At 66.4% G+C, this 11,870-nt stretch carries 14 protein-coding genes; 8 read left to right on the forward strand and 6 right to left on the reverse strand.

Annotated features, from left to right (window positions below):
* Together VL52_RS16430 and VL52_RS16435 are read left to right on the forward strand one after the other, a co-directional pair.
* The coding region (locus VL52_RS16430; RefSeq protein ID WP_046158047.1) for an energy transducer TonB family protein at window positions 1-248 on the forward strand (248 nt) is incomplete at its 5' end.
* 58 nt (window positions 249-306) lie between these two features.
* Complete coding sequence (locus VL52_RS16435) at window positions 307-636, forward strand: hypothetical protein (RefSeq protein WP_052717431.1); 330 nt, start codon at window positions 307-309, stop codon at window positions 634-636.
* Here the strand turns inward: VL52_RS16435 and VL52_RS16440 are convergent, their stop codons facing one another.
* Window positions 637-1,218, reverse strand: a complete 582-nt coding sequence (locus tag VL52_RS16440) for a DUF4124 domain-containing protein (RefSeq protein WP_046158048.1) — start codon at window positions 1,216-1,218, stop codon at window positions 637-639.
* Between the two features lies 1 nt (window position 1,219).
* Window positions 1,220-1,864 carry an orotate phosphoribosyltransferase gene (gene pyrE, locus VL52_RS16445; protein ID WP_046158049.1) on the reverse strand — a complete coding sequence of 215 codons (645 nt, stop codon included), beginning with the start codon at window positions 1,862-1,864 and terminating at the stop codon, window positions 1,220-1,222.
* A gap of 74 nt (window positions 1,865-1,938) precedes the next feature.
* On the opposite strand from pyrE, the gene VL52_RS16450 reads away from it, so the two are divergent.
* Window positions 1,939-2,715 carry an exodeoxyribonuclease III gene (locus tag VL52_RS16450; protein WP_046158050.1) on the forward strand — a complete coding sequence of 259 codons (777 nt, stop codon included), beginning with the start codon at window positions 1,939-1,941 and terminating at the stop codon, window positions 2,713-2,715.
* Window positions 2,715-3,311: an alpha/beta hydrolase gene (locus VL52_RS16455; protein ID WP_046158051.1), complete on the forward strand. Its 597-nt coding sequence runs from the start codon at window positions 2,715-2,717 to the stop codon at window positions 3,309-3,311. Before VL52_RS16450 ends, VL52_RS16455 begins: the two co-directional genes overlap by 1 nt.
* Window positions 3,312-3,384: 73 nt before the next feature.
* Here the strand turns inward: VL52_RS16455 and VL52_RS16460 are convergent, their stop codons facing one another.
* Complete coding sequence (locus tag VL52_RS16460) at window positions 3,385-4,221, reverse strand: sulfurtransferase (RefSeq protein WP_046158052.1); 837 nt, start codon at window positions 4,219-4,221, stop codon at window positions 3,385-3,387.
* Window positions 4,222-4,437: 216 nt separating this feature from the next.
* On the opposite strand from VL52_RS16460, the gene VL52_RS23485 reads away from it, so the two are divergent.
* Window positions 4,438-6,087 carry a methyl-accepting chemotaxis protein gene (locus VL52_RS23485; protein WP_052729361.1) on the forward strand — a complete coding sequence of 550 codons (1,650 nt, stop codon included), beginning with the start codon at window positions 4,438-4,440 and terminating at the stop codon, window positions 6,085-6,087.
* A gap of 6 nt (window positions 6,088-6,093) precedes the next feature.
* Here VL52_RS23485 and VL52_RS16470 read toward each other — a convergent pair whose 3' ends face one another.
* On the reverse strand, window positions 6,094-6,495 hold the full coding sequence (locus tag VL52_RS16470; RefSeq protein ID WP_046158053.1) for an HIT family protein: 402 nt from the start codon (window positions 6,493-6,495) through the stop codon (window positions 6,094-6,096).
* 164 nt (window positions 6,496-6,659) lie between these two features.
* Here VL52_RS16470 and paeA point away from each other — a divergent pair, with 164 nt between their 5' ends.
* From paeA to VL52_RS16485, 3 genes are all read left to right on the forward strand, one after another.
* Window positions 6,660-7,976: a polyamine export protein PaeA gene (gene paeA / locus VL52_RS16475; protein WP_046158054.1), complete on the forward strand. Its 1,317-nt coding sequence runs from the start codon at window positions 6,660-6,662 to the stop codon at window positions 7,974-7,976.
* Between the two features lie 133 nt (window positions 7,977-8,109).
* Complete coding sequence (locus VL52_RS16480) at window positions 8,110-8,358, forward strand: hypothetical protein (protein WP_046158090.1); 249 nt, start codon at window positions 8,110-8,112, stop codon at window positions 8,356-8,358.
* Between the two features lie 269 nt (window positions 8,359-8,627).
* Entirely contained in the window at window positions 8,628-10,256 is a 1,629-nt protein-coding gene (locus VL52_RS16485) for a glycosyl hydrolase family 18 protein (RefSeq protein ID WP_144410303.1), read from the forward strand.
* 60 nt (window positions 10,257-10,316) lie between these two features.
* Here the strand turns inward: VL52_RS16485 and VL52_RS16490 are convergent, their stop codons facing one another.
* The gene (locus tag VL52_RS16490; protein WP_046158055.1) at window positions 10,317-10,841 is read right to left on the reverse strand and encodes a cysteine hydrolase family protein; all 525 of its coding nucleotides are present in this window, start codon (window positions 10,839-10,841) and stop codon (window positions 10,317-10,319) included.
* A 39-nt stretch (window positions 10,842-10,880) separates the two neighbouring features.
* Window positions 10,881-11,852 (reverse strand): D-2-hydroxyacid dehydrogenase family protein, encoded by a 972-nt coding sequence (locus VL52_RS16495; protein ID WP_046158056.1) that lies wholly within the window; start codon window positions 11,850-11,852, stop codon window positions 10,881-10,883.
* Window positions 11,853-11,870 lie beyond the last annotated feature (18 nt).

The following is an 11,870-nucleotide window of genomic DNA, read 5'->3' on the forward strand; positions in this document are numbered from 1 at the left end:
AGCGCTACCGGCAATATCCGGCCACGTCGCGGCTGCGCGGCGACGAGGGCACGGCCTACTTGTCCATCCGCATCGACCGCGAGGGGCGGGTGCTGGCGGCGCGGCTGAGCCGCGGCAGCGGACATCCGGCGCTGGACCAGGCCGCCCTGGACACCGCCTACCGCGCCGCGCCGCTGCCGCGCATTCCGGACGCGTTGCCGGATATGTTGGAGCTGGCGGTGCCGGTGGAGTTCTTCCTCGAACAGTAATGCCCGCCGGAGCCGGCTTGCCGCATAATGTCGGCTGACAGCCGACAATGGGAACACAATGAACAAGCTGATGTTGAGCGCGCCGCTGCTGGCGGCGCTCGCTGCCGGCGGGGCCTGGGCGCAGAGCGCCGACGAACAGCTGCTGGCGGCGCAGATGGCTTTCCAGCAGGCGCAAAACCAGCAAAGACAGCTGGATGGCAGGCTGAAGACGGCGCAGGACGAAAAGGCGGTCGCCGAACAGCGGCTGGCCGGCGCGCAAGCCGCATTGGACAAGGCCAACGCCGAACTGGCTGCGGCCACCGACGCGCAATCGCGCAGCAAGCAGGCGCTGGATCAGGCGACCCAGACGCTGAACCAGGCCTGGCAGCGCAAGGACGGCGGGCAGTAATCAGGGATTGAGCTGGCGGTAGCGGGCGATGTCCTGCTGCATCCGCTGGCGGAACGCGTCCAGCTCGGCGCGCTTGGACGCCATCTGCCGCAAGAGGTCTTGTTGCGATTGCCGCAGCAGCTGCAGATTGCGCACGGCGGCTGCCGGCGGCGTTTGCTGGTTCTGCCGTGCGCGCTCCAGATCCTGCTCCAGATGGCCGCGTTGCAGCGCCAGCCCCTGGCCGCGCAGCTCCAGCGCGCGGTAGGAGGATTGCAGCACCGCCAGCTGGCGCTCGCGGTCGGCCTGCAGGTCGGCCAGCGTCGGATAGCTCTGCACCAGCGCCTGGTCGTGGCGTGCGGCGTCCATCCGTTGTTGTTGCTGTTGTCGGGCCGCGGCGGCGGACGCCTCGCGCGCCTGGCGCTGGGCGGCGGTTTCGGCCGGCTTGTTGACGGCGCCTTGCTTGCTCAGCTCGGCGACGCCGCGGCTCTGGCTCTCAAGCGGCGGCGAGTCGCTGTAATGCGTGTTGCCGGCCTCGTCCACCCATTTGTAGACGCCGGCCTGGGCCAGCGAACACAGCAGCAAGAGGCCGGCAAGCGCTTTCATGTCAGTCGTCGACTCCGTATTGGGCGCGGTAGGCGCGCACCGCGTCGAGGTGGGCGGCCAGTTCCGGGCTGTTTTCCAGGAATCCCAGCACATCCTTCAGCGTGGCGATGGCCACCACCGGCAGGCCATGCTGCTGCGCCACTTCCTGCACCGCCGACAATTCGCCCTGGCCGCGCTCCATCCGGTCCAGCGCGATGGCGACGCCGGCCGGTTCGGCGCCGGCGGCGCGGATCAGCTCCACCGATTCGCGCACCGAGGTGCCGGCCGAGATCACGTCGTCGATGATCAGCACCTTGCCTTGCAGCGGCGCGCCGACCAGGGTGCCGCCCTCGCCGTGGTCCTTGGCTTCCTTGCGGTTGTAGGCGAAGGGCACGTTGCGGCCCTGCTCCGCCAGCGCCATGCCGGCGGCGGCGGCCAGGATGATGCCTTTATAGGCCGGCCCGAACAGCATGTCGAACTGGATGCCGCTTTGCTGGATGGACTTGGCGTAGAATCGCGACAGGTTCAGCGTGGACAGACCGTCGTTGAACAGGCCGGCGTTGAAGAAGTACGGCGACTTGCGGCCCGCCTTGGTGATGAACTCGCCAAACTTCAGCACCTGCTTGTCGAGCGCAAAACGAATAAAATCCTGACGAAAGTCGCTCATCCTCATTCCTTATCGAATCGTTAACTGTTTGAACGGCTGAAAAAAACCGCCGCAAGCATAGCACGGGAGACACAATGCTTCGAATCGTTTCCGCCAACCTCAACGGCATCCGCTCGGCGGACAAGAAGGGCTTTTTCGACTGGCTGGCCGGCATCGACGCCGACTTCGTCTGCGTGCAGGAGCTGAAGGCGCAGGCGGGCGACCTGTCCGAGCGGATGCGCAATCCGGACGGGCTGGCCGGCTACTTCCACTACGCCGAGAAGAAGGGCTACAGCGGCGTCGGCCTCTACACCCGGCACCAGCCGGACGCGGTGGTGGAGGGGCTGGGCGTCGACTGGATCGACGCCGAGGGCCGCTTCCTGCAACTGGATTTCGGCAAGCTGTCAGTGGTGTCGCTGTACCTGCCGTCCGGCTCCAGCAGCGACGAGCGCCAGCAGGTGAAGTTCGACTTCCTCGACGTGTTCATGCCGCACTTGGAAAAGCTGCGCGCCGAGGGCCGCGACATCGTGATCTGTGGCGACTGGAACATCGCCCACAACGAGATCGACCTGAAGAACTGGAAGGGCAACCTGAAGAACTCGGGCTTTCTGCCGGAAGAGCGCGCCTGGATGACCGACCTCTTGGGCCGCGTCGGCTGGCGCGACGCGTGGCGCAACCTGTACCCGGACGCGCCCGGCTACACTTGGTGGAGCAACCGCGGCCAGGCTTACGCCAAGGACGTCGGCTGGCGCATCGACTACCAGATCGTCACGCCGTCGCTGATGGAGCTGGCCGAATCCGCCAGCGTGTACAAGGACGAGAAATTCTCCGACCACGCGCCGCTGATCGTCGACTACCGGCGGAGCCTGTGATGTGGGACGACGATGACGTCACGCTGCTGACAGTGCCCGGCTGGGGCAACTCCGGCGACACGCACTGGCACGGCTATTGGGAAAAAACCTATCCGCTGGCGCGCCGCGCGGAGCAGCGCGACTGGCTGTACCCGACCCGCGACGAATGGGTGGCCGGCCTGGCCGCGGCAGTAGCGGAGATTCCGGGGCGACTGGTGATCGCCGCCCACAGCCTGGGCTGCCATACGACGGTCGCCTGGCTGCTGCAGGCCTCGCTGCTGGAGCAGCGCAAGCTGAAGGGCGCGCTGCTGGTGGCGCCGCCGGCGATTCCGCTGACCGACGAGCGCGCCCGCGCCAGCGGCGAGCTGCCGGAAGGCGCGCCGCTGCCGACCTTCGCCGGATTCGAGACGCTGCCGGAGCGCAAGTTGCCGGTGCCGACGCTATTGGTGGCCAGCCGCGACGATCCGTTCTGCGAGTTCGAAGAGGCGAGGCGGATGGCCGCGCTGTGGGGCGCGGAATTCGTCGACGGCGGCATGGCCGGCCATATGGGCAGCCACGCCGGCCTCGGCAGCTGGCCGGCTGGGCAGAGCCTGCTGCAGCGGCTGATCCTGGGATAGCGGACAGTCCGTTCCCACGCGATCATCGGCGGGAAGCCCGGCTTGGCCGGGCTTTTTTCTTATGCGGAGGCGTTCAGCGCGCGACCGGCCGCGCCGGATCGCTGCACCATTCGCTCCAGGAGCCGGGATAGAGCCGGCTGCCGGGAAAGCCGGCGATCTCCATCGCCAGCAGGTTGTGGCAGGCGGTGACGCCGGAGCCGCACTGGTGGACGATGGCGGCGGGGTCGAAGCCCTCGCCCAGCAGCGCCTCCCACTCGGCGCGCAGCCGCGCCGCCGGCTTGTAGCGGCCGGCGTCCAGATTGTCCATGAAGAAGCGGTTGGCGGCGCCGGGAATGTGGCCGCCGACCGGGTCTATCGTTTCGCCCACGCCGCGGAAGCGTTCCGGGCTGCGGGCGTCCACCACCGTGAATGCTTGTTCGTCCAGGTTGGCAAGCACCGCGCCGGCATCCACCGTCGCCTGCAGCGGGCGGCGGATGGCGAAGCGGCAGGGGCGGCGCTGCGGCGGCTCCGCGTCCACCGCGCCGCCGGCGGCCTGCCAGGCGGCGAAGCCGCCATCCAGCACCGCTACCTTGTCGTGCCCCAGCCAGCGCAGCAGCCACCAGGCGCGCGCCGCGTATTGCCCCGTCCCGTCGTCGTAGGCCACCACCTGGGTATTTTCCCCCACGCCCAGCGCGCCCAGATCCACCGCCAGCCGCTGGCCGTCCGGCAGCGGGTGGCGGCCGTTCTGGCCGTTCTTGCTGCCGGACAGGTGGTAATCGAGGTGCAGATAGTGCGCGCCCGGAATGCGCCCTTGCTCGTAGGCGGCGTGGCCGTAGTCGGGATTGTCCAGCTGGAAGCGGCAGTCCAGCACGATCAGCGATTCGCCAGGTTCGTCCATCAGCTGCTGGCAGGAAATCAGCGTGGTGTACATTTCTCGGCCTTGGTGTCGAAGAAGCGTCCAGCCTATGGTTATCACAACGGCTTTGGCAAGCCCGGCCTGTCCCTAGGTCTGGTGCTGGCGGCGAAATGCTTCGGGCCGCGGGGAATTTTCACAGTCCGAATAAATTAGTACTAGTATCAAATCGACCTTGAATTTATCAGCGTAAAATTTCAAAAAACTCATAAACCAAGCGGAGACGGGGAAGTCATGTTGAGTCAATTTTCCATAGGCCAGCGCATCGCGGCGCTGGCGGGGGCCCTGCTGTTGGCTGTGGGCGTGGTGGGCGGCGTAGGCTGGTGGTCGATGGACAAGATCAACCGGGAACTGACGGCGCTGTTCGACCAGAAGATCGCGTTCCGGCACCAGATGGACGATCTGCAGCGGACCATGCTGCATATCCGCCAGGATGAGAAGAACGTTTTCATCAGCATCGGCAATCCGGCCAATTCCGATCAGAGCATCCAGACCAACAAGCAACTGCTGGACAAGCACATCGGGGATTTCAAGACCGGCGTGGCCAAAGCCAAGGGCATGGCGATGGCGGCGGACCACCAGGGCGAGTTCGACGGCATGCTGGACGGCATCGCCGGCTACGAACAGGGCATGAGCGGCCTGTACCGGAAGATATCGGCCGGCGAGATCGCGGCCGCCAATATCGGTGACGCCGGCATCGCGTCGTTCAAACCCAAGCTGTACGCGGCGCGCGACGCGCTGGACAAGCTGAGCAAGCTGGCGGACGACAGCGCGCAGCAGGCGGAGGACAGCCTGGAAACCAGCATGTCGCGCACCCAGCAGGGCATGTTGACGGTGCTGCTGCTGGCGCTGCTGGTCGGCGTCGCGCTGGCCTGGGTGATCGTGCGCTCCATCACCGCGCCGCTGCGGGCGATGCAGGACAGCATGCGCCACGCCGCCGAGCATAACGATCTGACCATCGCGGTGGACCAGACCGGCCGCGACGAGGTCAGCGAGACCGGCCGCGCGCTGGCCCAGCTGTTGGCCAATCTGCGCGCCTTCATCGGCCAGACCCGCGACGACGCGAAGCAGGTCAACGATACCGCGCACGCGCTGTCCGAGGTGTCGCGCCGCATTGCCGAGGCGTCCAGAGTGCAGACCGATGCCTCCTCGTCCACGGCGGCCGCGGTGGAGCAGATGACGGTCAGCATCAACCTGGTGGCCGAGCACGCGACGGAAATGGCCAGCGAGGCCAAGAGCAGCATGAGCGCGGCGGTCAGCGGCAGCGAGACGGCGGGCGAGACCGCCGGCCAGATGCAGGAGATCGCGCGGGTGATCGGCCGCTCGGAAACCATCATCAGCGGCCTGAACCAGCGTTCTGACGAGATCGGCAATATCGTCGACGTGATCCACGACATTGCCGAGCAGACCAATCTGTTGGCGCTGAACGCGGCGATCGAGGCGGCGCGCGCCGGGGAGATGGGCCGCGGCTTCGCGGTGGTGGCGGACGAGGTGCGCAAGCTGGCCGAGCGCACCGCCCAGGCCACCGGCGAGATTTCCGAGAAGATCCAGGCGGTGCAGGGCGACACCTCCACCGCGGCGGCCAGCATGCGCGAGGCGGCGGAGCGGGTGTCCAGCGGCGTGGAGCTGAGCGGGCGCTTGAGCGAAAGGCTGGAACAGATCCGGACGCTGTCGGCCGGCCTGCTGGACAAGACCAGCGAGATCGCCGCGGCGATGCGCGAGCAGAGCACCGCCAGCAACGAGGCGGCGAAGAACGTCGAGCGCATCGCCAATATGGGTTCGGAAAACGGCCAGTCGGTGGAATCGTCGTCGGCGATGGCCAATCAGCTGTCGGGACTGGCCCACGGCCTGGACGAGGCGATCAGCCGCTTCCGCACCGCCTAGGCGGCGTCAGCCGGCCTGCAGCGCCTGGCGCAGCCGGTCGGCCAGGTCCGGCCAGGCGCGCGCCGGCGCTTCGCGGCGCGGCGCGGCCCAGATCGGGCTGGGGAAGTGGGCGTCGTCGTCGAAGCGGGGAATCACGTGCCAGTGCAGATGGGGCACCACATTGCCCAGGCTGGCCAGGTTGATCTTGGCCGGCCGCATGACTTGGCGGATGGCGGCCTCGGCGCGCCATACCCAGTCCATCAGGCGCAGGCGCTCGTCGGCTGCGAGGTCGGTCATCTCCTTGGCGTGCGCTTTCCAGACCACGCGGCAGAATCCCGGGTAGCCGGGTTCGTCCACCAGCACCACCCACAGTTCGTTGTTTTGGTACAGCAGATCGCCGGCGGGTTGCCGGCACAGTTCGCAGCTCATGTCTTCGCTCCCGATGAAATGGCCCGATTGTACGCGCGGCCGGAGCCGGCGGGGCGGTGGGCGAAAACGGCTCTGTTATACTGGACATCAAATCCATGCGTTCAGTCTCGCGAATCGGGTGGTCTTATTCGCGGCGCAGCGCCAGCACTTGTTCGGGACCAATCGTGAGCCTTGCAAACAATCTTTCCATCATCCTTCTGCTGATCGCCGCCAGCGCCTTTTTCTCGGTGTCGGAGATTTCGCTGGCCGCAGCGCGCAAGATCAAGCTCAGGCTGCTGGCGGAAGAGGGCAACCTCAACGCCGAGCGGGTGCTGGAGTTGCAGCAGCAGCCGGGACATTTCTTCACCGTGGTGCAGATCGGCCTGAACGCGGTGGCCATTCTGGCCGGCATTCTGGGCGAGGCGGCGTTCACGCCCTACTTCGCCTCGATGCTGCATCTGGTGACGCCGGCGGACTGGGTCGAGCGCCTGAGCTTCATCCTGTCCTTCCTGAGCGTGACCTCGCTGTTCGTGCTGTTCGCCGACCTGATGCCGAAGCGGCTGGGCATGGTGGCGCCGGAGCGCATCGCGTTGTTGGTGGTGCGGCCGATGATGTTCTGCGTGCGGGTGTTTCGGCCTTTGGTGTGGCTGTTCAATGGTCTGGCCAACGTGTTCTTCCGCATGCTGGGCGTGCCGACCGGCCGGCCGGACGACCTCACCTCCGCCGACATCGTGGCGATGATGGACGCCGGCGCCGAGGCCGGCGTGCTGCAGCAGAGGGAGCACCATCTGATCGAAAACGTGTTCGAGCTGGAAAGCCGCACCGTGCCGTCGTCGATGACGGCGCGCGAAAGCATCGTCTACTTCACGCTGCACGAGGAAGAGGCCAGCATCAAGCAGAAGATCGCCGAGCATCCGCATACCAAGTTCCTGGTCTGCGACGGCGTGATCGACTCGGTGATCGGCTACGTCGACTCCAAGGACATCCTGATGCGGCTGATCAACCAGCAGAGCCTGTCGATGAAGCGCGAGCTGACGATACGCAATGTGCTGATCATCCCCGACACGCTGACGCTGTCCGAACTGCTGGAGCGCTTCAAGGCCTCGCGCGAGGACTTCGCGGTGGTGATGAACGAGTACGCGCTGGTGGTGGGCGTGATCACGCTGAATGACCTGATGAGCACGGTGATGGGCGACCTGGTCAACCAGTTCCAGGAGGAGCAGATCGTCCGCCGCGACGACCGCTCCTGGCTGGTGGACGGCGCGACGCCGGTGGAGGATGTGCTGCGGGCGCTGGACATCGGCGCCTTCCCCGACGACGAAAACTACGAAACCATCGCCGGCTTCATGATGTACATGCTGCGCCGGATTCCCAAGCGCACCGACAGCGTGGAATTCGAGGGCTACAAGTTCGAGGTGGTGGATATCGACAACTACCGGATCGACCAGCTGCTGGTGACGCTGGTCCCGCCGATGCAAGCCGAGGGCGAGTCCGCCCGCTGATATTACGATTGGTTACACCCGCTTACACAGGCCTCACAGACGGGGTGGGGCGGCCTGCCTACTATGGGTTCAAGGGCGCACGAAACAGCGCCCCTGAAACAGAATCCTTACACTCGTATTCGGGAGCATGACCATGAAAAAACTGACCGCCCTTCTGCTGGCCGCCGCCCTGGGCCTGGGTTCCGCCGCCACCTACGCCGCCGACGCTTCCGCTCCGGCTGCCAAGGCCGCCGCTCCGGCCAAGCATCACAAGCATCACAAGAAGCACCACGCCAAGAAGGCCAGCTCGGCTCCGGCCGCGCAAAAAGCGCAAGCCGCCAAGAAGCACGGCAAGCACCACCATCACAAGAAACACCACCACCACGCGAAGAAAGCGGCCTGATCGGCCGGGTCATCTCCGGATGTGAGAGAAAGGAGGCTTAAGGCCTCCTTTTTGTTTTGACGTCCTTTTTGAAGATTCTGTTGTATATCTGTCATTCAGTATCAGTAAAAACTGTACTAAATGACAGATGGTTTAGTCTGTTCTTGAATTTGAGTCTGGATATTCGATTCTGATACCAATGTAATACCACGTGAGACGCTCATGTCGGTGTATGCATAGGCAGAGCGAATCCCTCCGCCGTTCACTCAATCAAGAAGAGGAGAACCACCATGATGCCATTTCCGTTGTCGCGCGCGCTGCTGGCAGTCGGCGCCGCCTTCGCGTTGTCCCAGGCGGTCTGGGCCGCGCCGTCTTGCTCGCCGTGGGCCACCGGCAAGGTCTATAACGCCGGCGACTACGCCACCTTCAACGGCAAGACCTGGCGCGCCAGCTGGTGGACCCAGGGCGAGCAGCCGGGCAGCAGCCAGTGGGGCGCCTGGCAGGAGCGCCCGGCCAGCGAATGCGTGCCTGACGGCGGCGATCCGGGCACCCCGGGCACGCCGGGCACGCCGGGCAGCGGCGTGCCGCCCGAGCCCAAGCCCACCGTCGGCCGCCATGTCGGCTCCTACTTCGCCCAGTGGGGCATCTATGACCGCAACTACAAGGTCTTCAACCTGGTGAAGTCCGGCGGCGACAAGCAGCTGACCTTCCTCAACTACGCGTTCGGCAACGTCTACGCCGACGGCAAGTGCGGCATGGTCACCCGCGCCGAGAACGGCAACGGCGACGGCGGCGACGCTTGGGCCGACTACCAGCGCTCCTTCGCCGCCAACGAGTCGGTGGACGGCAAGGCCGACAGCTGGAACGATCCGCTGCGCGGCAACTTCAACCAGCTGCGCAAGCTGAAGCTGGCCAATCCGTCGCTGAAGGTGCTGATCTCGCTGGGCGGCTGGACCTGGTCGAAGAACTTCGGCAAGTTCGCCGCCTCCGACGCCGGCCGCAAGGCGATGGTCAGCTCGTGCATCGACCTCTACATCAAGGGCAACCTGCCGGTGGGCGAAAGCGCCGGCGGACAGGCCGCGGCGCTCGGCGTGTTCGACGGCTTCGATATCGACTGGGAATACCCGGGCGGCGGCGGCCTGCCGACCAATACCGTCGACCCCAACGACAAACAGAACTACACGCTGCTGATGGCCGAATTCCGCAACCAGCTGAACGCGCTGTCCACTGCCAACAAGCGCCGCTACTACCTGACCGTGGCGATCGGCTCCGGCGTCGACAAGATCCGCAACACCGAGCCGGACAAGTACAGCGGCTATCTCGACTGGATCAACGTGATGACCTACGACTTCCACGGCGGCTGGGACGCCAAGGGGCCGACCAACTTCCAGTCCAATCTCTACCGCGATCCGGCAGCGCCGGTGACTGGCGATCAGGTTTATTACAACGTCGACGACGCGGTGAAGACCCTGGTGGGCGCCGGCGTGCCGCGCGCCAAGATCAACGTCGGCCTGCCGTTCTATGGCCGCGGCTGGGCCGGCGTCGCCGCCGGTCCGAAGGGCGATGGCCTGTATCAGGTGGCCACCGGTCCGGCCAAGGGCACCTACGAGCAGGGCATCGAGGATTACCGCGTGCTGGTGACCCGCAGCGCCAAGCAGTTCAACAGCCCGGTGGCCAAACAGCTGTGGACCTACGACGGCAACGAGTTCTGGAGCTACGACGATCCGGCCACCATCCGCGGCAAGCTCGACTACGTGCGCTCGCAGCAGTTGGGCGGCGTGTTCAGCTGGTCGCTGGACGGCGACGACGCGCAATCGACCTTGCTGAAGACCAGCGCCGAGGTGAGGCTGGACGCGGCCACCGCCGCCCAGCGCCGCGCGGCCGCCGCGGCGGTGAAAGCCAAGGCGGTGAAGAAGTAAGCGGGGATGGGTGAGCAAACGGCGGGGCTTGCCCCGCCGTTTTTCATGGCCTGTCCGGATTCACAGCTCGGCCGCCGGCAGCACCCGCAGCGGCAGCGGCGTGGCGCTGGAGGCTTGCCAGACGGCGTTGAAGTGGTCGATCACCTGCTCGCCGCTCAAGGCGAAGGCGCTGAGGGTGGTATGGCCGTCGGCGATGGCGGTGACTTGATAGCCGCGCGACACCGCGTTGCGCAGCGTGCTGTCGACGCAGAAATCGGTGGCCGCGCCGCCTATCCACAGCTTGCTTGCGCCCTGCGCCGACAGCAGTTGCGCTAGATCGGTGTCGCAGAAACTGTCGCCGTAGCGCTTGTAGACGATGGCGTCGCCGTCCTGCCGAGCCAGCCGGGGATGCAGCTGCCAGGCATCGGATCCGCGCGGCAGGTCGTCTTCCTCGTGCTGGACGAAGATCACCGGCATGCCGCGCTGGCGGGCCTTGGCGATGGCGAGGTTGAGGTTGTCGAGCACGGCGTCGAGGCGGGCGGCGCGAAGCTCGCCTTCGACGACGCCGGCTTGTACATCGATGATCAGCAGCGCGGTATCGGACATGTTTGCTCTCCGGCAGGTGTGGGAAAAGGGTGGGCGGCCTCAGGCCAGGGCTTCCGGGTTCAGCACATGCGACGCGTCGCCCTCGAAGAAGCGCAGCGCGTTGCGGTAGGCGATTTCCAGATATTGGCGGTAGCTGTCGGCCTCGGCGTAGCCCAGGTGCGGCGTGCACAGCACGTTGGGGCGGCGCAGCAGCGGATGGCCGGCGTCGTAGATCGGTTCCTGTTCGAACACGTCGAGCGCGGCGAAGCCGGGCCGGCCGGCGTCCAGCGCCGCCTCCAGCGCGCCGGGCGCGATCAGTTCGGCGCGGCTGGTGTTGACCAGCAGCGCGTCGGGTTTCATCGCCGAGAGGTCGGTGTGGGTCACGTTGCCGGCGGTGGCGGGGAGCAGCCGCTGGTGCAGGGTGACGACGTCGGCGTCGGCGAAGAAGGCCTCGCGGCAGGCGGCGGCCCGATACCCCAGCGCCTGCGCTTCCCCGCGGGCGCGTTCGCTGCCCCATACCAGTATCTCCATGCCGAAGGCGCGGCCGTAGCCGGCCACCAGCTTGCCGATCTTGCCGAAGCCGAGAATGCCCAGCGTCTGGCCGCGCACCGCATGGCCCACCGGGCCCTGCCATCGGCCTGCGCGCAGGCTGGCCATGTTCTCCTCCAGCCGGCGGCGCGCCGCCATGATCAGCAGCCAGGTGAGTTCCGCCGGCGCGTGCGGCGTGCCGCTGCCTTCCACCACCGCGACGCCGGCGCGGGTGCAGGCGTCCACGTCGATGTTGCGGGCGAGCTTGCCGGTCTGGCTGACCAGCTTCAACGCCGGCATTCGCGCCAGCAGCGCGGCGTCCACCACGGTGCGTTCGCGGATCAGCAGCAGGGCGTCGGTTTCGGCCAGGACGGCGTCCGCGTCCGGCAGCCGGGACAAGTCGCCGACGCTGGCGCAGCGGTAGCCGGGGTTCTGGCGCAGTTCGGCCAGTTCGGGGCCGATGTTCTGGTAGTCGTCGGGGATCAGCAGCTGGATGGAAGGCATGGGCGGACTTCGCGATGA

The sequence above is a fragment of the Chromobacterium vaccinii genome, assembly GCF_000971335.1.
GTDB classification, from domain to species: domain Bacteria; phylum Pseudomonadota; class Gammaproteobacteria; order Burkholderiales; family Chromobacteriaceae; genus Chromobacterium; species Chromobacterium vaccinii.